The following is a 26,270-nucleotide window of genomic DNA, read 5'->3' as shown; positions in this document are numbered from 1 at the left end:
AACTACTATATTAATATCATATTTACAATTTTTAATCTCAATAAAATTAAATGTTTAAAATAGTTCATTAATTAAAACTCATTTCTTATATTATCCATTGGGAAGATATCTCTTAGGATAAGATGGAGTAATTTACAAAATAAAAAAAAATAAAAAATGGATTTAATTAGAATGGCAGTGTGGTGTAATATCCGTTTAATTTGTATGTTGCAGTGTTCCAGTTGTTAATAACTCCAAATGAGTTTCTGGTACTTATTGCATCAGCATTATACCATTTGCCATTTACATATAGTTGAGTCCATACATGACCGTACCATGTTCCACTTGAGAACTGGCATGTTCCATGTACATATCTTGCTGTTATTCCTGCATTACGTGCAAGTGCAACCAGAAGATTTGAGTAATCACAACAGTTACCTGTTCTGTATTTCAATGTTCCTGATGCACCATATTTGGTGTTGTAATAAAAGGAATAACTAATGTTGTTTCTAACCCAATTAAATAAAGCCACAGCACTACTATAAGTGGATGTTGAACCAGCTGTAAGCGATTTTGCAAGTGCAGCTACTGAACTAGTATCAATTACTGGTTTAGGTTTTACAGTTACATTTATTTTTAGACCTTGTGTTGCAATGTTTTCCTGGAAAGTTGAGATGGAAATTTTTCTGGTTCCGTAATTTACGGTACTAGGCAATCTACCATACTTATTGTAGAATGCTTGAACTCTGGAAATTCCTTCTTTCATCTGAGCAACTGTTAAACCATTCACAATTACTGTATTTATTTTTAGACCTTGTGTTGCAATGTTTTCCTGGAAAGTTGAGATGGAAATTTTTCTGGTTCCGTAATTTACGGTACTAGGCAATCTACCATACTTATTGTAGAATGCTTGAACTCTGGAAATTCCTTCTTTCATCTGAGCAACTGTTAAACCATTCACAATTACTGTATTTATTTTTAGACCTTGTGTTGCAATGTTTTTCTGGAAAGTTGCGATGGAAATTTGTCTGGTTCCAAAACTTACATATTTTGGTAGTCTTTTATTCTTATTAAAGAATGATTGAACTCTGGAAACTCCATCTTTTAACTGCGCCAGTGTTAAACCATTGACTAATACAGGTGCTCCTGCGGCCATTGTGCTGTTAATCTTTAGCTCTTTTGTTGCATTTGTTGTTGCAATTTTGACACTAGTATTAAAAGTAGATTTAGCTTTATCGGCTGCGTAATTAGATGAACTAATGTTATCACTTAGATTATCTGATGATATTGCATTAGTACTCATATTTGTTTGATTTACCGATGCTGCACTACTTGCACTAACATTCAAAACCAGTGCTAGACTGAAAAATATTAGCACTGACAATAACAATTTTCTATTAATTATACCGCCTCCCTGTTTGAAAAAATCAAACAAGATTATTTATTTGATCTTATCAAACCTACAAATGGATTAATTGGGATCACTAATAAATGCTTTGGTTTAATTTTCCAAAAAAGACAGTCATACGGCTATTTTATTAATTTAAGACTTACAAAGAGCTTATTGATATATTGTATTGTGGATAAACCTACTCCGTTGGTATTTTTACTAAATAACACGATTTAAAACAATACACACTCAAATTAGATGTACTCATTCTTTTACAAATCATCTGGTTAATTCACAATTATGAAAAAATTCAATTAAAAAATGATTATCAACAAAAAAAATTGATATTTTAACTATTTTATAAATCTAATCGATATTTAATCGATAAATGCTATTTAAAAAGGTTATATCAAGAATATAATTGTTAATAAAATTATCGTAAAATTTAAGTTTAATAATTCCTAAAAATTTATTATCAAGTTTATTTGTACAAAATTTCATTTATGGAGTGGAGTAAATGAAAAATGAGATTATTCAAAATGATAAGAAAAAATTTAACAAGATTAGATGGTCCTTGATCACTGTATTTTTTATTTTTAATGTTCTTTTGATCTTCACATATAAAAATCCAAATCTGCTTGCAATAGACACTTTTGTTGTGACAGCTCTTCTTTTTATTATAGCTGTTTTCAATGGAATTGAAAGATACAACCAAAAGAATGTTGCAATCTTTTTTATTATCACCCTATTAGTAAGTTTCTTTTTTGAAAATTTGAGCATACTTACAGGTTTTCCTTTTGGTTTTTATCATTATTCGCCCACTTTAGGTATGTTAACAGTTCCGCTTATAATCATATTTGGATATTTTTCAATGGGTTACTTATCATGGATGCTGGCACATGTATTAACTGGTCAATACAGCAAAAAACTAGAAGGTAAACAGATATTTATAGTTCCATTTATAGCATCCTTCATAATGGTAATGTGGGATTTAACAATTGATCCTATATCCTCAACATTACAGGGTATTTGGATCTGGCAGACTCCAGGAGCTTACTTTGGTGTTCCAATATCCAACTTTTTTGGATGGTTTATGGTTGTATTTATTTTCTTCCAGATATTTGCGGTATATATTTCTAAATATGATATAATAAAACCTGAAAAAGAATATAAAATTAATAATAAACCTTTTTGGAGTGAAGCGGCTGTTGTGTATGGTATAACAGCTTTGGGTACAATACTGTCAATTTTTTATCAATACAATGATATCACTCTGGATATGGCTTTAATAACTGTCTTTACAATGATATTTGTGGTAATACTGGCTTTAACAAATATTTTAAACAACTCTGAATTGGAGTAGATAATTTCAAATAAACAGTATTCCAATTAGATAGTTTATTTAATGCAATTAAAAAAATAGTATTTATTTACTGTTTAATAATAAAATATCTATAATATTAGGTTTCTGATGTCACAGGAATGGTGAAATAGAATATTGAACCATTTCCTGGTTCAGACTCTGCCCATATTTCTCCACCGTGTTGATGTATAATTTTCTGGACAATTGATAGTCCTATTCCTGTTCCTTCGAATTCATCTTTGGTGTGTAGTCTCTGGAATATTGTAAATATCTTTTGTAAATGTTCATTGGAAATTCCTATCCCATTATCTCTTACACTGAATAACCATTGAATATTCTCTTTTTGAGCAGATATATGGATTATAGGTGATTTTTGACTGCGGTATTTAATTGCGTTGCCAATCAGGTTTTGGAAAAGTTGAACCATTAATTTTCCATCTATAATGATGTTGGGCATTGGATCATGTGTAATTTTTGCATTTGATTCTTCTATAGATGTTTTCAAGTTCAAATAGGTTTGATCAAGAATCTTATTTAGGTCCACATTGGTGAAATTTCTTTCCTTTTTAGAGACCCTGGAATATATTAGAATATCGTTTATCATTGCATCTAATCGTTTGGCACCATCCACAGCATATCCTATAAAATCATTGGCATCTTCATCCAACTGGTCGCTGTATCGCCTCTCTAAAAGCTGTAAAAAGCTTGTGATCATACGTAGCGGTTCTCTTAAATCATGGGATGTAACATAAGCAAATTGTTCTAGTTCAGCATTTGAACGCTCAACCTCAATCAGAGTTTCCCGTAATGCCTTTTCTGCCTTGGAATGTTCATTCCGTAATCTAAGAAAAGTTATACCATAAGATATATCATTAGCCAATTCCTGTAGTAAATCCTTTTCTTCTTCTGAAAAAGGATCAGTTTCCTTTGAATAAATATTTAATGCACCAAACACATTTTTATTGTTTACGAGTGGGAGAACTATTGAAGATGCATAACCCCTTTTACTGGCTTCTTCACGCCATGGTTTGAATTCGGGTTCTGTATGGATATTTTCACAGATGTATGGTTTACCAGTTTTTATAGCAAGACCTGTTGGACCATTTCCACGTTCATTATCGTCCAGTACAATGTTCAGTGTTTCAAGATAATCTTCTTCAAAACCTGCGTATGTTAGTGGTTGTACACTCTTGGTTTCTTCATTGATAAATCCAATCCATACCATAGAATGACCACAGTCTTCAATTATGAATCTGCATACTTCATTCAAATAACTTTCTTCATCCTTTGCATGCATCATTGCATAACTACTATCTCTGAGGGCTATAAGTGTCCTGTTAAGCTGGTTAATTTTTTTCAAGGTTTCTTTAAGTACGTCCTCAGTTTCCTTACGTTCCGTAATATCTGTATTAGTTCCAAACCAGCGTTGGATTTTACCATTTTTATCCCTGATGGGTGTAACACGAGTTAAGAACCATCGATATTCTCCATGCTTATTTTTTAATGGAAATACATTATCGTAGGGTAGTCCTTTTTTAAGGCTTTCTGACCATTCTTCTGTCACAGATTCTAAATAGTCGGGGTGATGCACATTCTGCCAACCCCATCCCTTCATTTCATCAAAATCTGTACCAGTGAAGTCATACCACTGCTTATTATACCAGAATATATACCCTTCAGCATCTGCCATCCATGCTAGGTTTGGAATATTTTCTGCAAGATTACGGAACCTTTCCTCACTATCGCGCAATGCATTTTCAACTTTTTTACGCTCTGTTATATCATAACTAAAAGTTATGAAATTAATTGAATTGTTAAGTTCAATTATCTCCCTACTATGGGTGATGATACGTTTTTCACCAGATTTAGTACGAACATCCAGTTCTACATCGTTTATAGAACCTAATGTTTGAGATTCTATTATATGTTTATTAAGCTTCACACCGTCCATTATTCCTAACTCAGCAGAGGTATGCCCAATCAGTTCTTCCATACTATATCCAGTCAATTTAGAATAACTTTCATTGATATCAACTAATATTCCATGTTCATTGCTCAGTGTCATTGCAGCGGGATTGGAATGAAATGCCTTGAAAAATTTTTCTTGGTTAATAATCAAATCCTGATTTAAACTGTGTAGTTTGGCCTGTTTGTTGAAGAGCTCTGCATTAGTATTTTTTAATTCTAATGTTATGGATTGTAATTCTTCATTGGAAGTTCGAAGCTCCTCAGTTAATTGCTGTTCATTCTCTAATAAATTATCACGTTCAGTTATAGATCTTGCTAACATTATATTATTATAACTCATACGGGAGATCATATCTGCAATTTTTACAAAAAAATTCATTCCTTCATTTACAGAGTTTCTATTGACCTTTGGAACTTTTTCAAGAGCAGAAATATATTCTGATTCGTTAAAATCATATTTTTCGGCTTGTTTTCGGAATACTTCGTAGTCTATTTCTTCATCATCAAAGAAGAATTGACCTGAAAAAAGATTACCAAGATGTTTACCACCTACAATTATAGGTGTTGCAAGGTCCCACATATTGTTTTTACATTTGTAAAGCTTGAATTCTCCAGCAGGTACTCCCACAGTAAGTTGAACATCACTTTCTTCACAGAACTTGCTAGTTTCAGGATTAACTCTATGGAAATTGGTACAAATATCCTGCCATCCAACCCCTGCGAGTATTTTACCATTTGTATCTATGATGGCCATTGGTAATTTGAAAATCTTATAATACTCGTCAAGGAGAGATTGGATTACCTGTACATCCAATATATCTTCAAGATCAAGTTCCTCAATATTACCCTCGGGATATAGAATTGTATTTAATTTCACACGAACACTCTTCTCACTTTTTTTCAGAGTGTTGTAAAGCATAGACATCTCCATTTCTTGTTCCTTAAGTTCTTTATTTGAAATTCTAAGTTCTTCTGTTAGTTTTTGTTCATTTTCCAAAAGATTTTGCTTAAGTTCTTCAGCCTGGAACTTGGCTAAAGATACAGCAAGATAACCTGCCAAACGCTCCCAAACCATCATAATTTCTAAACTGAAAAGATTTTTTCTATTATCATTTAACTGGAGAAGTCCAATGGTTTCATCTCCAGAAATTAAAGGTATTAAAGCCACAGATTCATATCCCTCTCCATTACATCGATTACGTGTTCTGGCCTGTCTATCTTCCTCAGTTGTACTTGAAAGAAGGTCAGTGGTACTATTTGTCCAGAAACTTCCATTGTCTGTGAAAAATGGTTTTAATGGATCAAATCTTCTACAAATTACATTTCCGCACATACATTCTAGTATTGGGTTGCCAACAGCATCACAATGGGGGTTTCCTTTTTCATTGTAGTCGCATAGAAGGTTTTCCATTTTTACAAATTCATTACTGAAACCTTGTGTTTGATAATAAGGATAATCACACCCTTCTTTGAGTCTTACAGCCACAGCTTCAAAGCCAGATTGCTGTTTAATAAAATTTATTGTTGAATCAACTAAATCTAATACATTTGTACTGTTATTCATGATCTGCATGAATTCAACAATGGTTTTCTGTTCAAATTCCGCTGTCATCTGTTCTGTTATATCTCTAACAAATGCCTCAATAGCTTTAATATTTCCATGATCATCATATTGATAGAATGTGGTTAGAGACACCCAAAAAGAACTAAAATCCTTTCTTAATGCTTCAAATTTATAATTAGTAATTTTATCTTTTTTGTAAAATTTTTCCAGAACTAAATCTTTATCTTCTTGATTTTTAATTAAAGATATGGCTAAATGACCTTGCATTTCACGAGGGGAATCGTATCCAAACAATGATGCTGAAGAGGGACTTGTTAATATGATTTTTCCTTCACTGTTAACCTGGAAATAGGCATCCTGAAGATTTTCAAGCATATTTACGTAACTAACATCAATTTTCTTTAACATGCTATCCATTTCATGTTTGTAAACTCCAACATTGATTGCATTTTCAAGATCTGATATACTGAATGGTTTATCAAGAACTCCAAAAAGTTCCTCATATGATTCTTGGAGAATTAATGATTCGTTTATCTTATTTAATAGAAAAATAATAGGAATATTCAAGTTTTTAATTAAATCTAATTTTTTTTCATCAATATTACAAGATGTATCGATTAAAATAATATTCGGCATAATATCTAATGCAGTTCTAAGGGCTTCATCAACACCACCAATAACATGCGGAACATAATTCATTGATTTCAATTTATGCTCGGTGTCTGCAGTGTCTTTATCATCATTCCCCACAATTAATAGGATTTTCTTATCTTGCATTAAATTAGGATATATATTATATTATTATTTATTTGTTTCTTTTATGGAATTATAAGGTATTATTATACAAATAGAATTTATTAAAAGAGATATTAACAAAAATTTCACCAGATTCAGATTTAATTCAAAATAATCTCTAAAATATCCAATAATTATTTATAATATACTCTAGAATCACCATCATCGAAGATTTTATTTTTAGAATTAGCTACACTGCTTAAATCTTTATAAACCCTGTTACGATCCGTTCTGCTGGTGAATCCAACAAGATAACCACTGTTAACATTCAAGGTTCTTAGGTACATGTAGGTGTTGGATGAATTATAGGTTGTAAATTCAGATACACCGTTGTTGGATGAAATTTCATTAATATTAGGTGTGAACCTGTAAAAAATGAATTTACCATAGACATCTGCATATATACTGTTACTTACCTTATTATCTGTCAACCATTGTGCACTGTCAGCCTCTTGATTATCAAATAAAGGGTAGTAATCGGATGATTGAATACTTACTCCTGTTAAAAACATTGGAATTGATTCTCCAGCAAGTTCACTTACAAAACCAGTGTTAAAAAGCATAAATATCAAAATAAAAATAGAAAATATCTTTAGAGGTGTTTCACCATCAATGTTTCCATGTTTAATTACATGATATATTGATCCTAAAATCTTAGTACCACCAATAACGCAAAATGGAGATAATATTATAAATGCTATTTCATATATCCTTGTAATATTAAATGCACCCTCAAATGAAGGAATTGTAAAGCCTGCTATTAACATTGCAGCTCCTACAACTGAAAATGCTAAGTAGGTGTTTTGGAATTTGTTCCGATGCATATTGAGAAATACCATAACAAGACCCATGAATGTGAAAAATACAACTGTAAAATTTAAATATCTCAAAACAGTTACAATCCATGTCTTAGGAGGTCCAGTAACAAATGTCAAAGCAACTAAAACAACCACACCCACAACTGCAATAACTTTGTAGTTAAGTTTAGACCTTAACATATCAAGGAAATTGGTTATCCATTCATGTTCATTTGTTTTAACCATTCGTTGTAATATGATTTTAAGAATGTAGATCACAGCAACAATAAGAAGAATAATTAAAAATATTACCAATGCATATATGGCTGTAGTGGGTACAATTCCTGCATTTTGAAGAGATATCTTGATTATATCAAAGAAATCCTGTTTAATATAAGTTAAAACATCAATAATCGCTTTTACAGCCAATCCCTGGGAAAAACTAGAGTACCATAAATATGCAAACAGAATCATAAAAGCTGTGATTGAAGGTAAAACAAATAATAGTGTCTTATTTCCACTGAAGTTAATATTATCCCTTGATAAATTGAATTTAGACAGATTGAATATGGCCAATAATATAGAAACACCGATAAGTGCTATTATAAAGAAATATGTGGTTGAATAATGTGATACAACCAGTCCCATGCTAAAAATTGCCATTAATACCATTAGATTTGTTTTTAATTTTCTGTTTAAAATCAGAAGCAACAAGAGAACAAGGAATAATTCAGCTGTCATTTCCCTTGTAAGTGCAAGTAATTCTATATAAAATGTGTTAAAGGAAATAAATAAAAAAACAGCAATAAATGCTATTTTAGAGTTGTCAGTCTGTGTTTTAAATATTTTATAAAGACCCAGAGGTACCAAAGAAAACAGAAATGGAAACACAATTTTTAAAATATAATCCAGTCTCAAGTTAGTTAAAAGTGAGTAGGTTGGAGCCAACATCACAATACTTAACATTGAATTGTAAGCATCGGGCAAGGCAGAATTCCAGTACGAAAAGTTCATAACAAGATTCGCAAGATAATACTCGTTCTGTATATCCCAACCCCATACATATGGGGATATTAATGAACTTACATATAATAATGAAATTGATACAATCCAAACAGTAAACGTATACCATTTTTTGGGTATTTTATCAAAAACAACCAGAATAAATGTTAAAGCAATTAAAACCAATAGGAACATTGAAATTATATTTGTATGATAGTTAGTAATGGAATATGACCCAAAAATAGCTACAAAGGGGATAAGTGTAAGGAATAGGAATGAAGGAGTGAAAAAATCACTGGTTTCAATTTTATTTGAGGCACTAAAGTCTTTATCAATTATATAACTTATAATGGATAGAACAATCACATATAATGTGATGGAAACTGTTAACGGGATGATGGATAATGGATTGTAAATTCCAATGAGTGGTAGAACCATATTTATTATAAATCCAATAAACATAACACTTGCAATACTCAATCCAACAGAGTAGAGTAAAGATTTAACGTTACCAATTTCATGAATTTTCAATATACGAAGGATCAAATATCCTGGAATAAATGTGAGATAAATAAAACCTATCAATTGTGCGATAACAGGGATATTGATTCCTTTAAGATTTAAACCAACAAAAATTAATTGTAAAAATTGTATTAGCAATATTAATTTAATGAATTGGCTGAATTTCCAGTCATTCATTTGAAGGGGATTGTTGAGTAACATTTTAATCGTTTTAATCAATTTTTTGTTTTTGGAATTTGTAGGGTAAATCTTAATAAAAATAGAACCTAACTGATAACACATAATAATTAATTAATCTTATAAATATATCTGCTAAATAAAGTATAATCTAATAGGAGAATTTATTTCACAATATTTTTATATGTGACATTGGAAAACGAAATATAATGGAAATTTGCAATCAAATTTTACAATTAAAATAATAATATTTACTTAAAACATATATTTACCAACATATATTTACGGTGCTTAGAATGAAGTTAGATAAAACTGTATCATCAATTTTAGTAATTTTACTTGTTGCGGCTGTCATAGCAACTGTTTATATAATTGTAAATCCAAGTCCAGGTGAAAAATTTACTGAGCTATATATTTTAGGAGCAGGAGATAAGGCAGGAAACTATCCAACCAATCTAAGTGTGAATGAAATTGGAAATTTAACAATTGGACTGGTGAATCATGAACAGTCCACAACAACCTACAATCTGGTTGAAACATTAAATGGTGTAACCCTTTCCAATCAAAATATTACACTCTCTAACAATGAAACTAAACAGATAAATTTCTCATTCCAGCCTACACAAACAGGAAATAATCAAACGTTAGAATTTAAACTCTATAAACTACCTAATACTGACACTGTATATCGTTCAGTTTTCTTGTACGTGAATGTCATATGAATAGATGAAAGAAACATATTTTAACGGGAATTAAAATTTTCTTTAAAATTTTATGAGGCATAGATTCAAAATGAAAAATAAAAAGGTAGTTGTTACAGGCGGTCTTGGATTTATTGGTTCCCATTTGATTGATAGACTAAATGAAAACAACAACATTGTTATAGTAGATAACCAGTCATCAGGAGATATTAAGAATATTAAGGACTTCGATTTTACAAAAATTGACACAAACCTTGGTGATATTACCAAGATGAACCTTGAAAATATTTTTGAAGGAGCAGATTATGTTTTTCATATGGCCGCAATGACCAGTGTTACACAGAGTGTTGTGGATCCCATTGGATGTAATGAAACTAATGTAACAGGAACTTTGAAGGTTCTTGAAGCTGCAAGGAAATGTGGAGTTAAAAAATTGGTATTTTCATCCTCTTCTGCTGTATACGGTGAAACTGAATCACTTCCAATAAGTGAAAAAATTCCAATCAATCCATTATCACCCTATGCTGTAGCAAAGGCAACTGGAGAACTATATTGTAATGTATATTCTGAGATATATGGACTTCCAACAGTTGCACTTCGATACTTCAATGTATTCGGGCCAAGACAAGATCCTGAATCAGATTATGCTCCAGTTATTCCAATTTTCGTTGATAAACTTCTTAAAAACGAAACTCCAGTTATATATGGTGATGGAGAACAGACAAGAGATTTTGTGCATGTAAAACAGGTTGTAAAAGCGAATATTCTTTCAGCAGAATCCAAGGAAACTGGAGTGTTCAATATTGGTCTAGGGAAAAGTACATCAATTAACCAGCTCTTTGAAATAGTTAAAAACACCATGGGTAAAGATATTGAACCCAAATATGAAGATGCACGTGCAGGAGAAATTAAACATTCATTTGCAGATATATCTAAGGCCAGGTCAATTGGATATGTACCAAAAGGTGATTTTGTTGACTATCTTTCAGACACTGTAAATTCATTTAAAAATTAATTTTTAAGAATTTAAAGTTTTATCTTTTTTAACAGTAGGAATTGAATCTTATGAGTGCAGTAAGTAAAATAGCAAAAAATACATCAATTTTACTTTTATCCCAGGTTATAAGTTATATATTGGCCTTTTTTTATACAATATATACTGCACGTTACCTTGGAGCAGCAGGCTTTGGAATATTGTCCACTGCTCTTGCTTTAGGAGCTCTACTATCAATTTTCACAGAATTGGGTCTGAGTACACTGACAACCAGAGAAGTTTCAAGAGAAAAATCATTAGCTAATAAATATATTGGGAATACAATTGTTCTTAAAATAGCTTTAAGTACCATTACCTTGGTTTTAATGTTCTTAATAGTATATATAGAACATTATTCTCCTGAAATTGCCGTGGTAGTATATTTCATAACAATATCCTTTGTTGTGGGTGCTTTTACCAATATTTTCTACTCGGTTTTCCAGGCATATGAAAAAATGGAGTATCAATCAATTGGACAGATTATCAACAGTATAATAATGTTTTCTGGTATATTATTGATTATTTACTATCAGATGTCCATAACCAATTTTGCCCTTATCTACCTCATTGCAAGTATAGTTTCCTTAATTTTTGGCATAATCATCTGTGCATGGAAGTTCATTTTACCTAAAATAGAAATAGACATTACTTTATGGAAGTTTCTGATAATTGAAGCCATTCCCCTGACATTATCAGGCGTTTTTTTGTTGATTGCATTTAGAATTGATACAGTTCTACTCCAGATAATAAATGGAAATGAAGCTGTAGGAGTTTACAATGCTGCCTATGGTTTGATGAGTGCGTTAATGTTTTTACCATCTGTCTATGTAATGTCTGTGTTTCCGATGTTATCAAGATTTAATGTTTCATCAAAAGACTTACTTAAGATTTCATATGAAAAATCGTTTAAATATCTAATTATAATTGGTCTGCCAATTGCAGTGGGCACGACCCTAATTGCCAGCCCATTAATATTATTTATCTACAAATCAGGGTTTTCACAATCAATAATAGCTCTTCAAATACTAATATGGTCAATACCAATAATATTTGTGAATTATATACTGGGAACAGCAATTAACTCAATTAACAAGCAAAGTCAAATGGTAAAATCAGCATTCATTGTCATGGCACTGAATATAATATTGAATTTACTTCTTCTACCAAAATATGGTTTTGTTGCAGCTAGTTTCATAACAGTTATTACAGAACTGTCAGCTTGTATATTCTGGTTCCATATAATGAATGTGAATGGATATAACATCCCCGTCCACAAAATATTGGTAAAACCAGTGATTGCAAGTTTAATTATGGGCCTATTCGTTGCTTTGGTAAATATAAATCTAATAATAGTGATAGTAGTAGCTACCATCATATATTTTGGAGTTTTATTCTTCCTAAAAACATTTTCAGAAGAAGATATCAATTTATTTAAACAAATGTTGGGCAGAGATTAATTATAATTAAAAATTTAATCTAAAAAAAAAGTAATTACTCAATAAATTTTTAGGGATTTAGTCTTTTATCAATCTTTTCACATAATTTGGCCCAATTAAATTTATCATTTACCTTTGTCATCAATTCATATGGATCTTTTTCGCATTTTTCCGGATTTGAAATTAATTCCTGTAATCTTCCTGCAAGATAATTGCTATCATCCATTTTAATAATTTCACCATAATTTGTTACATCTAATACGTCCTTTGCACCGCCAACATCTGTTGTAAGTAAATAATTTCCAAAATAAGCAGATTCAATTAATGCTATTCCAAAACTTTCAGATCTTGAAGGGAAACAAAAAATTTTCGATTCAGAATAATACTTGTAAATTTCATCCCTATCAGATATATAACCCTTAAATATTACTTTATCAATTAGATGAGGATTTATTTTAAAATAATCATCTATATATCCATTAAATGATTCATCAATACTTCCAACAAGTATTAATTTCCAATCCTCCAAATTATCAATCTTTGAAAATGCATCCAATAAAATTTCTGTTGCCTTTGCTTTTGATCCTAAATGTCCCACATTTAGTATATAATTCCTTTTTTCTTGAATTTCAATGTTGGATTTAATAGAAATGCCATTTGGGATTTGGATGAGCTTATCAGAAGGTATTGTATTAGATTCTATTAGTTTTTCATATGATCTAGTAGATTCAACACTCATAACATCAATCAGGTGTTTTATCATAAAATTTTGCATATACCTGTAAATACCCTTTTTCTCAACCAACAATGATATTATTAAATCATCGGCATCCAATTTCACATAGACCTTACCCTTTCTGTTTAATATTTTGTAGATAAAAAAGAAACTAAAAAGTCCAAGTGTATCGTGTAGATTAAAAGATTGGAATACATCTATATTTCTAGAATTTTTTAATAAATAGTATATTACATCACGAGTTTCTGTATTAAATTTTTTTTCAAGATAAATAAGATTTAAATCATTTCCATTTAGCTCATTATCCAGATAACTGTAATTATCATTATTGTAGGTGAGAATATTTGAGTTGTAGTTAAAAAATTTGCCCATGGTATAGGGGAGTAATCCCACATCCTTTATCAGATGATAATTCAATAACCCAGGGAATAGGCATACATACTTTTTCTTTACCATGTTGATCATCCTAAAATTTTAAAATTGAATTTATATTGTTAATCCTAAAATATACTAATTAATGAATTATTATAACGGTACATAATTTAAAACAGATTTTTTTATAATAATTCAATTTGAATAATTGAAAATCTGTTATCAATGTATTAAAGGATAGTATACATTGGATGCAACAAGAATATATATAAATATTTTTATTTATCTACATTAAGTCAGATAATTCTAATTGTAAAATCCCATAAACTGAAATTCAAAGATATTGATTGTTCAAAAGGGTGTTTTATTAGAATTTAGTATATGATGGATTCTAATCTAAACAAATAGTATTTAATTTATATTATGAAAATTTAAAACTTGTATAAAGGATTTATAGATTAAAAATAAGATTAATATTATAATTAAATCGAATAAAAGAATATTTAAAAATAATTATAAAAAAAGATTTAAAGGTAAGATCTATATGAAAATAAATTTTACACTCTATTCAACATCAGTGACAGGTGGTGTCAGAGCCATATTTGAAGTTGCAAACGGACTATCCCAAAGGGGTCATGAAGTTATTATAACCTCACTTGAAGGTGATCATACATGGTTTCCACTTACTGCCAAAGTTAACTACGTTGAAAAACCCAACTTCATAAGAATACTGAATCCGCTTAAACAATTAAAATCGCGAGAATCATTACGATACAGTAGTATAAGTCCAGTTTTAGGCCAGATGAAGATGGGATTTGAAGCAGATCTTATAAAACCATTAACAGAGGCAATTCCAGATTGTGATATAAATGTTGCAACATGGTTTTTTACTTCATTTGCAGTGTTCAGAAGCAATAAGGGAAAGCAATTCTACTTTTTCATGGATTTTGATGAACTTGCAGAAAAACATGGCAACTACTATCATATGCTATTTAAAGAAAGTCTTTACCTGCCCTTAAACATTATCACAATTTCAACATGGCTTAAAGAATGGATAATGGAAAATTACAGTAAAGATGCAGTTGTTGCAGGTGTTGGAATTGAACACAATGTATTTTACCCCCGCACAACCATACTGGAAGATGTTGAAGGCTACAAAATAATGGGAATTTTCCGAGGATTTGATTACAAAGGAGATAGCGACTTAATAAATGCTTTGAACATTGTATCCGAAAAAATACCTAAAATAAATCCAATTATAGTGTGCAGTAAAGACACATTCCATGACTTAATAAAAAAACATACCTTAAAATTTCAATATACCTTCTTTGAAAGTCCTAGTGATGATACACTAGCAGAACTGTACAGTTCAAGCGATCTATTCGTTTTTGCATCACACATGGAAGGTTATGGACTACCACCACTTGAAGCAATGGCATGTGGTACACCTGTTATAACAACAGATTGCAAAGGAGTCAGAGACTTTGTTGTGCACGGGGAAAATGCATTAATGGTACCTGCTAAAGAACCTGAAACAATTGCTGAGTCCATTATAAAGATTTACAATAATCCTGATTTAGCTAAGAAATTAAAAGAAGAAGGGATTTTAACAGCCCAGAAATTTACATGGGAAAGAGTAGTTGATGTTTTTGAAAAGAATTTCCAAGATTCATTGGATAAATAAATAGAAAAAGGAATAAAATGTTAAAAGATTATCCACGGGTATCTGTGATTATTTTAAACTGGAATGGCTCGAAAGACACTATAGAATGTCTTGAGTCCCTCTACAAAATAAATTATCCAAATTATAACGTAGTACTGGTGGACAATGCATCAACAGATAATTCCATACTAAATATAAGGGATTACTGTAATGGTCAATTAAAAGTTGAATCCAAATTTTTCATGTATGAAACTGAAAATAAACCAATAAAATTATTAGAATTCACAGAAGAAGATATAAAAAACATAACCTCCGAAAAATATTCAGATTTAATTAAGGATTCTTCAAATAAAATTTTAAACCTAATAAAAAATCAGGATAACTATGGTTTTGCCAAGGGAAACAACATTGGAATTGCTTATGCATTAAATAGTTTAAACCCTGATTATATCCTGCTACTCAATAATGACACTGTTGTTGACCCTGAATTTCTGCTTGAAATGGTTTTAACAGCTGGAAGTAACGAAAAATATGGTTTTGTAGGTGCAAAAACCTACTTCTACACCCAAGATGAAGTACTTCAAGCTGCTGGTGGAGGGGATGTTGATTTTAAACATGGAATTGTCAATGAATTAGCTTCAAACACCCAAGATAATGGAGATTATGATATTTATATTGAAATGGACTATGTTGGAGGGGCATGTTTACTCTGTAAAAGGGAAGTTATCAACACAGTGGGATGCCTAGATTCAAATTTTTTCATGTACTGGGAAGATGTTAACTGGTGTTTAACTGGATTAAAACATGGATATAAATCAGTTTACTCCTTTAAGTCTAAAATATGGCATAAATATGGTGCATCAAGTGCGAGTGATTTCAAAATTTACTACCTTAACCGAAACAGAATATATGTTATTAAGGAACATGCCAAAAGAAATGAATACTACTACTTCCTAATTTACTTCTTTGGGTACCGTTTATGGTACGAATCATTGGATTACCTTGTAAATCAACGGGATTTTAAAAGATTTAAATGTTTGATTAAAGGTGCCTTAGACGGTTTAAGAGGACCATAATAAATTTTAAACACCCAACGAAAATTCAATATCATTACAGATAAAATAAAAGAATTATAAATCAAGCTATCTAGAATTAAAAAATTCATTAAAATATAATTTAATAAAACATTCAACAATAAAAAAATTGAATTCATTTCAATAAAAAAAAATTTGAGGTATTATATAATGCATGAACCATTGAAAATCGCAGTTTTTCATAATTTACCATCTGGTGGGGCAAAAAGAGCCCTTTATGGTTATGTGGAATACTTAACAAAAACAGGAAATCAGGTAGACGTTTTCGTACCTTCAACAGCTAACGAAGAATTTCTACCCCTTAGGGATCTAGTTGGTCATGTTCATGTATTTCCAGTTCCAAAAACTCTGGGAGGCTCAATTTACTCCACACTCAAATATATACCTCCTGCTGTAAAACAGATCTCACTTAGGGATCTAGAGAAAACAGAACAAATTATGGCAGATGTAATAAATAACGGTCCATATGATGTTGTTTTTTCTGAACAGGATCAGTACACAATGGCACCATTCTTACTCAAATACATAAAAAAACCAATGGTATTTTACTGCCAGCAACCACTTAGAAATGATGCTGTATCAGAGATGATATTCCCACGGGAAAAAAATAATATAATGGGTTCTTTAAAGGGTTTAGGAAGTAAAATTGTAGTTAAAAGAGGTCTTAGCATAGATAAAACCAATTCATTTTACTCTGATTATACACTTTCAAACTCATACTTTTCAAGGGAAAGCATCTTGAGAATGTATGGAATCAACTCCCATGTATCATATCTTGGAGTTGATCCTGAAATGTTTAAACCATTAGATGTACCCGTAGAAAAATTTATACTCTCAGTTGGAACATTCACACCTGAAAAAGGTCACGGCTTCCTTGTTGAATCTATTGCACTTATAGATCAAGAGATACGTCCCAAACTTGTTGTTGTTTCCAATTCAAGTTTCCCTCCATGGAAAACTTATCTTGAAAAACATGCCGAAGAATTGGGTGTTGATATGGAAATAAAAAGTTTAATAAACGACGATGAACTTGTTGTTCTCTACAACCAGGCAGAAATGGTTGTGTATTCTCCATACCTCGAACCTTTTGGTCTGGTACCACTTGAATCAATGGCCTGTGGAACACCGGTAGTTGCTGTTAAAGAAGGAGGAGTAAGGGAGACAGTTATCCATAAAAAGACTGGACTATTAATAGACCGAGACGAAGAATTATTTGCAGAAGCAGTTACAAAAATGCTTTCAAAGGAATATAAACGGTATAATATGGGTAAAAAATCTGTTGAAACCATTCAAAATTTCTGGACATTGGATCATGCAGGAGAAAGATTGTTAGAGCATTTAAACCGTGTTATTAACAAGGATATACAATATACAAAAAATATATCCAACAGAAAATGAGAAAACATAATATAAACTTAAAATATTTTATCAAAATTAAAATACAACTAAATTTATAAAAAAAAAAGTTATTTAAGATAAAAAAAATCTAATCATTTGGGAATGGAGGTATTGAATGAACTGGAAAGACAAAAATATTTTAATCACAGGTGTGGGTGGATTTGCAGGATCCTACCTTGCAGAAGAATTATTAAATCAAAAAGCTAATGTTTATGGATTGATCAGAAGAAGGGCAGATGGAACCAAAGCCAAAAACCTAATTGATCATGGAATCGAAAACAGTGTCAAAACAATTGAAGGAGATCTAACAGAAATAACATCACTTACAAATGCACTGGAGATATCAGAACCAGAATATATATTCCATTTAGCAGCACAATCCTTTGTTCCGAGATCATTTGAAAATTCACCTGAAACACAGATGATAAACTGTATTGGAACTGCTAATCTATTGGATGCAACTAGAAAAACAGATTCAGATGCAAAAGTAGTCTTTGCAGGTTCAAGCGAAGAATACGGGCTTGTAATTTCAACTGAAGATCAGTATAAACAGGCAAAAAAAGAGTATGGAACTATATTTCCCGAACCTGTAAATATTCCGGAAGTTCCAATCAAGGAAACCAATCCTCTAAGACCGATGTCACCTTATGCTGTGTCCAAGGTCTACGGTGACCATTTAATGCAAAATTACTACCATTCATATGGTTTGAATACAGTGGTTTCAAGAGCTTTTAATCATGAAGGAGCTGGAAGGGGACTGATGTTTGTAACATCTGTTGTAACCAACCAGGTTATGAAACTGAAATTTGGAGAAATTGACAAGATTACAATTGGAAATTTAAATGCATTCAGGGACTGGTCCCATGTTAAGGATATAGTAAACGGATACATGACCCTTGCAGAAAATGGAAAATCAGGAGAAGTTTACAATCAGGGATCAATGAGAACCAACTCGGTACTCAGCTATATATTATTAGGCTTAAAAGAAGCAGGATGGAATATAGGAAAAATTGAAACCTTTAATGGCGATAAATCCATAGAAAACCCGACTGAGATAGATGATTCGGCAGTATATGGAGTTAAATTTGATAAAACAGTTGTAGACACCATGATTCTTGATGGAAAACTCGAGTACACACTTGAAGATAGGGGAATTAAGGTACATACAGATAAAGGAATTATTCCAATTGAATTTAATCCAGATAGATTCAGACCTGCAGAAGTACCAATTCTATTTGCAGATACAGAGAAGATCCAAGGGATAGGTGCAACAATTGAGCATAGTTTGAATGATATTATAAGGGATCAGTTGAATTACTTCCTAAAAAAGGAAAATAGACTTTAATCTTTTAAAATGTATAACATGAATCCTCAAGTAACGGTTGTACTGTTAAATTGGAATGGATGGAAGGATACTATTGAATGTTTAGAATCCCTTTATCAGATTGATTATCCCAACTATGATATTATCCTGGTTGACAATGATTCTGACGATGATTCCATTGAAAGGATCACAGCTTACTGTGAAGCCCAAATCAAACCAAAATCCAATTTTTACAGTTATAAATCTGATAACAAACCAATTCAGATATTCGAGTTTAATAAAAAAGAAACTGAAACTGGAAAAGCTCTGGAATTAGACTACAACTCCGTATCATCGAACCAGAGATTGATACTAATAAAAAATGATAAAAACTATGGATTTGCCGAGGGTAATAATATTGGAATAAGGTATGCCTTGAAATCACTTGATCCTACCTATATACTCCTTTTAAATAATGACACAGTTGTGGATAGTCATTTCTTAACCGAACTGGTAAAAACTGGAGAAAGTAACGATAAAATTGCTGTTATCGGACCAAAGACATTTTTCTATGATTTTAATGGAAAAAATAATGTTATATGGAGTGTTGGTGGAGTTATAGATCTTTCAAGGTATCCCGGATACCATGATATAGAATTGGGACATAACAACCCACCAATTGATAGTAATTCCACAATGAAAGTTGGATGGGTTTCGGGAGCTATCATGCTGATAAAAACCAAAATGTTGCCAGGAAAGCTTTTAAATTCCGAATTTTTCTTTGGATGTGAAGATGCAGATATCTGCATTGAAATGGACAAAAAAGGATATAAAATGGTAACAAATTTAAAGTCGGTTGTATGGCACAAGGCAGGAGTTTCTAAAAGTAAGGTAAAATTCATGGGTATAACAAGAGAAATTAAAACCAACCTAAAATTCATGAAAACCCATGAAGAAAATTATAAACTACATCTCCCCATCTACACAGTTCAGCTATTATATCGGTATTCTTCAATGCTACTTAAAAAGATTGCAAGGAACATTAAAAATTCTTGAACTAAAGCAGTATCACCTTTAAATAATCATAGCTAACTAAATTTAATCAACACTGAATAATTTACTCATAATCAATTTATAAGAATCAGCAGTTTTACTAAATTCAATATTACCTGGGGAAATAATTAAATGAAAAAAATTCTTTTCACACATCAGGGACCACACAAAGTTCATGGTGTATTTGCAGAAACCATAACAGAGAACTGGTACAGATATGGAGATAACTATTCAGAGATAATAAAAAATCTAATTAAATCAGTGTTTGACCGGAGTATATATGATATTATACTTGTTGAAGGTGGACTGGGACTACCTCATGCAGTTCTTAAAAAAATCAAGAATCATGAAACCAAGATAATACTTTTAAACGCAGATACACTTCTCTTTGACCTTCCAAAAATGAATCCATTGAAAAAAATGGTAGTTAAATTTCTTTTATCTTATGTAGATGGATATATTGCAATATCCCCTTTGAATAAAAAAATAGCATTGAATAACTATCCAGATAAACCCATATCTTTTGTTTACCCATATGGTTCCAATAACAGTTTCCAAATAAACTGTGATCTAAATTCTAACAACCTATTATTTATTGGAAATCAGGAAAGCTGCAAAAGATTTGACCTATTAGTTAATGCAGTTGAAATATTGAATAAAAGAGGTAATGAATTCAATTTATACCTGGTAGGATCATGTATTGACAGTATAACTGCAGATTTTCCATGGTTACATAAAGAGGGATTCCAAAAAAATCTGGATAAATATTTTAAGAACTGTTCACTCTATGTTCATCCTGCAGATTTTGATTCCTGTCCTGTAACAGTTTTTGAAACAATGTCATCTGGAATGATACCTATCATAACCGAGAATGTAGGCGAAGCAGATATATTAATTGATAATGGATTGGAATACCTTGTTTTAAAAGATAATAATCCCAAAACAATTGCAGATAAAATACTTGAAATAAATAACAGGGATGAAAAATGGAAGACAAATATTTCTGTTAAATGTAAGAAAATAAGCTCCAAATACAATGCAGAAACCCAATCTAAAGAATTTAAAAAAGCATTTCAAGAAGTTGTGAACCAATTATAAAAAATATTTATCTTATGGATTATCATATTCCCTTGTTCTGAGTTATATTACCAATATAATCTAAATGTAAATTGATTTTTTTTGTATAAAATTGTTTAATAGAGATATTAATCTAAAAAATTTTAATGGTTTAGTTTTATACTTAAAGCCATATTTGGCCATATTTGGCATCATATATCCTGCTTTTATTGTTGAAGAAGTAACTGTATTTTTGGACCTTTACCTGTGTATCAATGCTATCATAGAGTTTGCCTTCGTTAACATTTGCATTTCCCATATAGATGTATCCATTAATTGTTTTATTATTGAAGTTTATGCCTACAAATTTAAATTCAGGGTCTGTTATATATAGGCGGGTAAAACCAACTGCATCAGAATATGTTCTTATATCATCGTAATGATAATTTTCAATCCATTCTGCAGTTGCCAATTCACCATTATAGATATATAGTTCGCCTCGTGGTATCCCTATTTTATCATATTCTGGTGAAAATGGAATTCCGGTGAATTCATATTGAAGATGGGTGTTACATATAAACAGTGAGATTATGAGTATCAATATCAATGCCACCTTAAAATCAGGTTTTTTAATTACTTTATTCATTATCTGAGCAATTTTAATGGCCCCGATAATGAAGATTGGAACTGTGAAGATTAAAAGCTGGAAGAATAAACGGTCCGAACCGTAGAAGAACGATACAGATGGCAGTAATAGAAACATGGCCAGTAATGAAAAGGATAAGAAGCTTCCGAGTACAAGTTTTGAGTCCAATAATCTAATTTCTTGGTATAAATTTTTTGTTTTACCCTTTAAAACTCTTCGATACTTTACTAGCATTGTGATTAAACCAATTCCAATGGTTGCAAAGATAAGATCATTTACAATCACAGCTATCAAGTTTGGAATATTTTTTATTCCAATACCTAACACACTTAGTACAGTTCCCTCTCTGCCATTTACAAAGTCTAAGGTTCCATTACCTGAACCAGTTGCTGCTACTGTTGCTGCTACTGTAGATTGAATCACTTCGGTTCCTGCTAAAAACTGAACCTTTGCATAAAGGAAAAACCATAAAATTATAAATACAAGATAAATGATTAAAACATCAAAATTTTTTGTTGTAAACTTCCTTTTATTATATAAATTCTTTAAAAATGGTAAAAGTAATATTGGGACTAATATAACAAATGCAACATAGGATGTTGTGTAGTGAGATATTATCATGGAAAATACCAAGATCAGGAATAATATTTTTTTTGTCCATGAGCTTTCAAATTTGGTTGTTCCAAAAGTATCGAAAAGCACCATCACTGCTAAAAAGAAGAAGATTATTGCTACTTCCTGTCTTACAGCACCAACAATATTTATGAAAAAGACCTGAAACACAAATAAGAGCGATGCAAAGAAGGCATATTTAATATCCAAATATTTCTTTGCAACTGTAAACACCATCAATGGTAGAATACTTCCCAGTAACGCAAATAAAAGTTTGAATATATAATCTGGATTCATGTTTGTAAGTACATAATAAATTGTAGGTAATATTGAAATGCTCAAACATGCATTGTACGGGTTGTAAAAGTCATTAATATTCCAATGGAAATTTGAAAGGGTTAGTTGGAAAACATAGAATTCCTGGTGGACATCACGACCTAAAATATTGAACGATGTTAATGAGTGCATTAAAATCAGTCCGATACCTATCATAAAAAGGGCAATTGGATAAGTAATAGGATGAATCCTATCTTTAAGATAAGCAACCACAACCAAATATGGAGGTATCAAAAAAAGCATTAACAGTATAATTACGTTGTTCACCGAAGTGTTCATTAGGTAAGTTCCAAGAACTGCCATAAATGGGAACAAAACAGGAAAAAGTATTGGTGATAACAGTTTATCACCCATTTTAAAGTTGAAATTAAATATTGAACATGTATCAATATCATTCTCATTTCTTTGATAAGCAAAGTAGGTAAGAATTATGGTTGTTATATTCAAAGATAAAAGGACAGGAATCAATGCCAATGGTTTAGATAACAATGGATAAAAGCTATTTAATAATAGTCCAACACCAAGAAGTACAGATACGCTTAAACCAATGGATAGAATGGCTTTTTTTAAAAATTCTATCTTATTAAGTTTTAAAATGGTAATTATCAAAAATCCTGGAACAATGGTAAAGAATAAAAAGGGTATGATATCCCTTAAAAGGGGTAGATTCAATATTATAATCAGATCTGTAATAATTAACATTAAAAGGGTTAGTATAAACCATTCTTTGGCACGTAAGTTTTTAATACGATTTAACATTAAATAATTCTCCTACAATAATCTATTTCCATTTTATAATAAATTTAAAATTTTTATTTTATAACAGTTTTTAGTTAATTAATATTAAGATCGCTCTCTATTTTGATAGCTTTGTAATAATCAAATTATTTTACTGTGTTATATTCCTATTATTCTTTTAAGTTTCTTTATTTAATAAAAAAAAGCAATTGTATTCAAATGCTTTAGATGTTATATTAAATTAATTTATTATAAATCTTTTCAGTGTTCACTGCAATTCCAGACCATGTGTATTTCTCTTTTACAAGTTTTCTACCATTACTTCCCATTATTTCTGGATTTTTGTCGTTTAAAATTTTAATAATGGCTTCGGCTAATTGATCGGCATCTTTTGGAGGAATTATTATCCCAGAATTACTTTTTTTAACATCAGCAGCCACACCAACAATTTCAGTACTGATAACGGGAGTTTCACAAGCCATAGCTTCAAGAACAACTATTCCAAACCCTTCCTGTAACGAAGATATGGATGGGAGTACAAATATACTGGACCTGTTGTAATATTCAACTATTTTCTCCTCTGGAATAAAGCCATGGAATTCAACATTTTTTGTTAATCCTAAATCTACCACCATTTTACGATAATAATCCAGTAACGCACCTTTACCCCCAATAACTAAGTTTATATCAGGTATGGAGTTTTTTACAATAACTATTGCCTTTAATAGGAAATCAAGACCTTTATATTTGTGGAATTCATCTAAAAGGCTGAGGAAGAAAAGTGTGTTTTTAGTTTTGCTTATGTTTAATGGTTTGAACTTTTCAACATCCACTCCATTGGGCACAACCTCAATTTTATCCTCATATTTATCCAAATACAGTGAATATTTGATGTAATTGGGTTGTGTTATAATGATTTTATCTGCATTATTTAATAATGACTTGAGAGCTGTGGAATTATAGAACTTGGCAATATAATTTGCAATTCCACTTCCTATTATATCATTATGATAAGTAACCACAAGAGGCTTTTTTTTAAATTTTGAGATAATACTGCTCCAGTCAGCACTCCATGGAGTTGGTATATGTGTGTGCATTATATCATAATCTTCTCTATCAAGTGCAAAGGGAAATCCTGGAGTTATATTTGTATTTGCAATTTTTGCTATGTAGGATAACCTTTTAATATCGATACCATCCACCTTATCTTCTTTCTTAGATGGAGGTTCGTTAGCACAAATAACCTTAACATCATGGCCTAATCTAACCAGTTCCTTGGACATATAATAAACATAATTTTCTACGCCACCTGTAAATGGATAGAACCGTACCGGTGTTTGAATGATCTTCATTTTTCACTTCACATAATCCTACAATAATTGTTTAATTTGAGTTAATGAATCATAAAATTTCCATATAAACCTTTTCAAGTGCATCAACAATTTTGTTCCAGTCATATTCTTCTGAATTATCAATACATTTACTTTCCATTTTTTCTTTATTTTCAATGGATTTAATTATTTTATCTGCAATATCTTCGGGTGAAGCATCTGCCCTAAAACCATTAATACCATCTTGAACCAAGTCAACAGCCGCGTTCATTTTATGATTAACCACTACCACTGGTAAACCACATGCATTGGCTTCAATAACAACAATACCAAAACCTTCCCTTATTGATGGAAGAACAAAAACACTGGATGATTTCATATAACCGATTAAATCATCGTAATTTTCAGTGAAACCCATAAATTCTATGTTTTCCTGAATTTTAAGGTTAAATGATAATTCTTCAAGTTTGGATCTTTCTGGGCCATCTCCAACAATCATGCATCGAACATTGGGACTCTTTTGTTTAACAATTTGAATGGATTTAATTAAAATATCCACATTCTTTTCTTTAATTAGTCTACCTGCAAATATTATGTCTGAAATTTCATCAGAAGGCTTGATTGACTGTATATGGTTAAAATCAATTCCATTGGGAATTACAATGGATCTTTCAGATTTTTTTATTTCCCTCAGATCCTTCTGTGTTTTATATGATACTGTTATCAGGTTATCTGTTAAGCCAAGCATGGTTCTTTCAATGAGCTTTCCAAATATTCCCAGTTTTCCAAGGTATTCATACCAGTAATCTCCCCATACCTCGTGTAATGTGATTATGAGTCTGGACTTCCCTGTCATTGAATGAATCTTAGCTGTGAAACACGAAAAAAATGGAAATCCTTGGCAATCGACAACATCAAATTTTTCCTTCATAATTGGGGTGAAGAGTTTTAAAGCAAAAAGCAATGCTTCTTTAATTGATCTTCTATCGTTTGAATAGAGATCAATAGGATTGGAAACACCGTGGAGATGAATTCCATCCATGACCATATCTTTTTTACCATTTTCAGGCCACCACCATCCTATGGAATACCAGTGTACTTCATTTCCACGTTGTGCTAGCTTTATAGCAAGTTCATAAACCCTTTTTTCTGCACCGCCCTTAACCCATGGATACACTGCATCGTAAATAAAGGCTATTTTCATC

Annotated in this window: 17 protein-coding genes; 10 read left to right on the top strand and 7 right to left on the bottom strand. The window is 31.1% G+C overall.

Features of this window, described 5'->3' with window-relative positions; translation table 11 throughout:
- Window positions 1–166: 166 nt before the first annotated feature.
- On the bottom strand, window positions 167–1,357 hold the full coding sequence (locus tag DL91_RS12870) for a transglutaminase domain-containing protein (protein ID WP_052374243.1): 1,191 nt from the start codon (window positions 1,355–1,357) through the stop codon (window positions 167–169).
- 529 nt (window positions 1,358–1,886) lie between these two features.
- On the opposite strand from DL91_RS12870, the gene DL91_RS05825 reads away from it, so the two are divergent.
- Complete coding sequence (locus DL91_RS05825; RefSeq protein WP_052374241.1) at window positions 1,887–2,732, top strand: carotenoid biosynthesis protein; 846 nt, start codon at window positions 1,887–1,889, stop codon at window positions 2,730–2,732.
- 97 nt (window positions 2,733–2,829) lie between these two features.
- Here the strand turns inward: DL91_RS05825 and DL91_RS05820 are convergent, their stop codons facing one another.
- Window positions 2,830–7,041, bottom strand: coding sequence for a PAS domain S-box protein (locus DL91_RS05820; RefSeq protein ID WP_048190637.1), 4,212 nt, complete (start codon window positions 7,039–7,041; stop codon window positions 2,830–2,832).
- A gap of 152 nt (window positions 7,042–7,193) precedes the next feature.
- A complete protein-coding gene (locus tag DL91_RS05815) occupies window positions 7,194–9,404 on the bottom strand; it encodes a DUF2206 domain-containing protein (protein ID WP_231551412.1) in 2,211 nt (736 codons plus the stop codon).
- Window positions 9,405–9,853: 449 nt separating this feature from the next.
- Here DL91_RS05815 and DL91_RS05810 point away from each other — a divergent pair, with 449 nt between their 5' ends.
- The 3 genes from DL91_RS05810 (at window position 9,854) to DL91_RS05800 (ending at window position 12,748) form a co-directional block, all read left to right on the top strand.
- Window positions 9,854–10,279: a DUF1616 domain-containing protein gene (locus DL91_RS05810; RefSeq protein WP_048190635.1), complete on the top strand. Its 426-nt coding sequence runs from the start codon at window positions 9,854–9,856 to the stop codon at window positions 10,277–10,279.
- Window positions 10,280–10,349: 70 nt separating this feature from the next.
- On the top strand, window positions 10,350–11,273 hold the full coding sequence (locus DL91_RS05805) for an SDR family oxidoreductase (protein ID WP_048190634.1): 924 nt from the start codon (window positions 10,350–10,352) through the stop codon (window positions 11,271–11,273).
- 50 nt (window positions 11,274–11,323) lie between these two features.
- Window positions 11,324–12,748, top strand: a complete 1,425-nt coding sequence (locus tag DL91_RS05800) for a flippase (protein WP_048190633.1) — start codon at window positions 11,324–11,326, stop codon at window positions 12,746–12,748.
- 49 nt (window positions 12,749–12,797) lie between these two features.
- On the opposite strand, the gene DL91_RS05795 is transcribed toward DL91_RS05800, so the two are convergent.
- Window positions 12,798–13,919, bottom strand: a complete 1,122-nt coding sequence (locus DL91_RS05795; RefSeq protein WP_052374240.1) for a glycosyltransferase family 4 protein — start codon at window positions 13,917–13,919, stop codon at window positions 12,798–12,800.
- A gap of 460 nt (window positions 13,920–14,379) precedes the next feature.
- Here DL91_RS05795 and DL91_RS12865 point away from each other — a divergent pair, with 460 nt between their 5' ends.
- The 6 genes from DL91_RS12865 to DL91_RS05765 all read left to right on the top strand — a co-directional run bounded on the left by DL91_RS12865 (window position 14,380) and on the right by DL91_RS05765 (window position 21,444).
- On the top strand, window positions 14,380–15,519 hold the full coding sequence (locus DL91_RS12865; RefSeq protein WP_052374239.1) for a glycosyltransferase family 4 protein: 1,140 nt from the start codon (window positions 14,380–14,382) through the stop codon (window positions 15,517–15,519).
- Window positions 15,520–15,536: 17 nt separating this feature from the next.
- Window positions 15,537–16,574 carry a glycosyltransferase family 2 protein gene (locus tag DL91_RS05785; protein WP_048190632.1) on the top strand — a complete coding sequence of 346 codons (1,038 nt, stop codon included), beginning with the start codon at window positions 15,537–15,539 and terminating at the stop codon, window positions 16,572–16,574.
- 168 nt (window positions 16,575–16,742) lie between these two features.
- Window positions 16,743–17,990 (top strand): glycosyltransferase family 4 protein, encoded by a 1,248-nt coding sequence (locus DL91_RS05780; RefSeq protein WP_048190631.1) that lies wholly within the window; start codon window positions 16,743–16,745, stop codon window positions 17,988–17,990.
- Between the two features lie 115 nt (window positions 17,991–18,105).
- Entirely contained in the window at window positions 18,106–19,335 is a 1,230-nt protein-coding gene (locus DL91_RS05775) for a GDP-mannose 4,6-dehydratase (protein ID WP_048190630.1), read from the top strand.
- An 18-nt stretch (window positions 19,336–19,353) separates the two neighbouring features.
- A complete protein-coding gene (locus DL91_RS05770) occupies window positions 19,354–20,349 on the top strand; it encodes a glycosyltransferase family 2 protein (RefSeq protein WP_048190629.1) in 996 nt (331 codons plus the stop codon).
- A gap of 129 nt (window positions 20,350–20,478) precedes the next feature.
- On the top strand, window positions 20,479–21,444 hold the full coding sequence (locus tag DL91_RS05765; RefSeq protein ID WP_048190628.1) for a glycosyltransferase: 966 nt from the start codon (window positions 20,479–20,481) through the stop codon (window positions 21,442–21,444).
- Window positions 21,445–21,586: 142 nt separating this feature from the next.
- Here the strand turns inward: DL91_RS05765 and DL91_RS05760 are convergent, their stop codons facing one another.
- From DL91_RS05760 to DL91_RS05750, 3 genes are all read right to left on the bottom strand, one after another.
- A complete protein-coding gene (locus tag DL91_RS05760) occupies window positions 21,587–23,755 on the bottom strand; it encodes a DUF2206 domain-containing protein (protein ID WP_048190627.1) in 2,169 nt (722 codons plus the stop codon).
- A 215-nt stretch (window positions 23,756–23,970) separates the two neighbouring features.
- A complete protein-coding gene (locus tag DL91_RS05755) occupies window positions 23,971–25,086 on the bottom strand; it encodes a glycosyltransferase family 4 protein (RefSeq protein ID WP_048190626.1) in 1,116 nt (371 codons plus the stop codon).
- A gap of 49 nt (window positions 25,087–25,135) precedes the next feature.
- Window positions 25,136–26,269 carry a glycosyltransferase family 4 protein gene (locus DL91_RS05750; protein ID WP_048190625.1) on the bottom strand — a complete coding sequence of 378 codons (1,134 nt, stop codon included), beginning with the start codon at window positions 26,267–26,269 and terminating at the stop codon, window positions 25,136–25,138.
- Window position 26,270 lies beyond the last annotated feature (1 nt).

Origin of the sequence: Methanobacterium sp. SMA-27, from assembly GCF_000744455.1 — an archaeon.
GTDB lineage: Archaea > Methanobacteriota > Methanobacteria > Methanobacteriales > Methanobacteriaceae > Methanobacterium_B.
The sequence above is the reverse complement of the archived record's forward strand: the minus strand, read 5'-3'. Positions and strand labels throughout refer to the sequence as shown.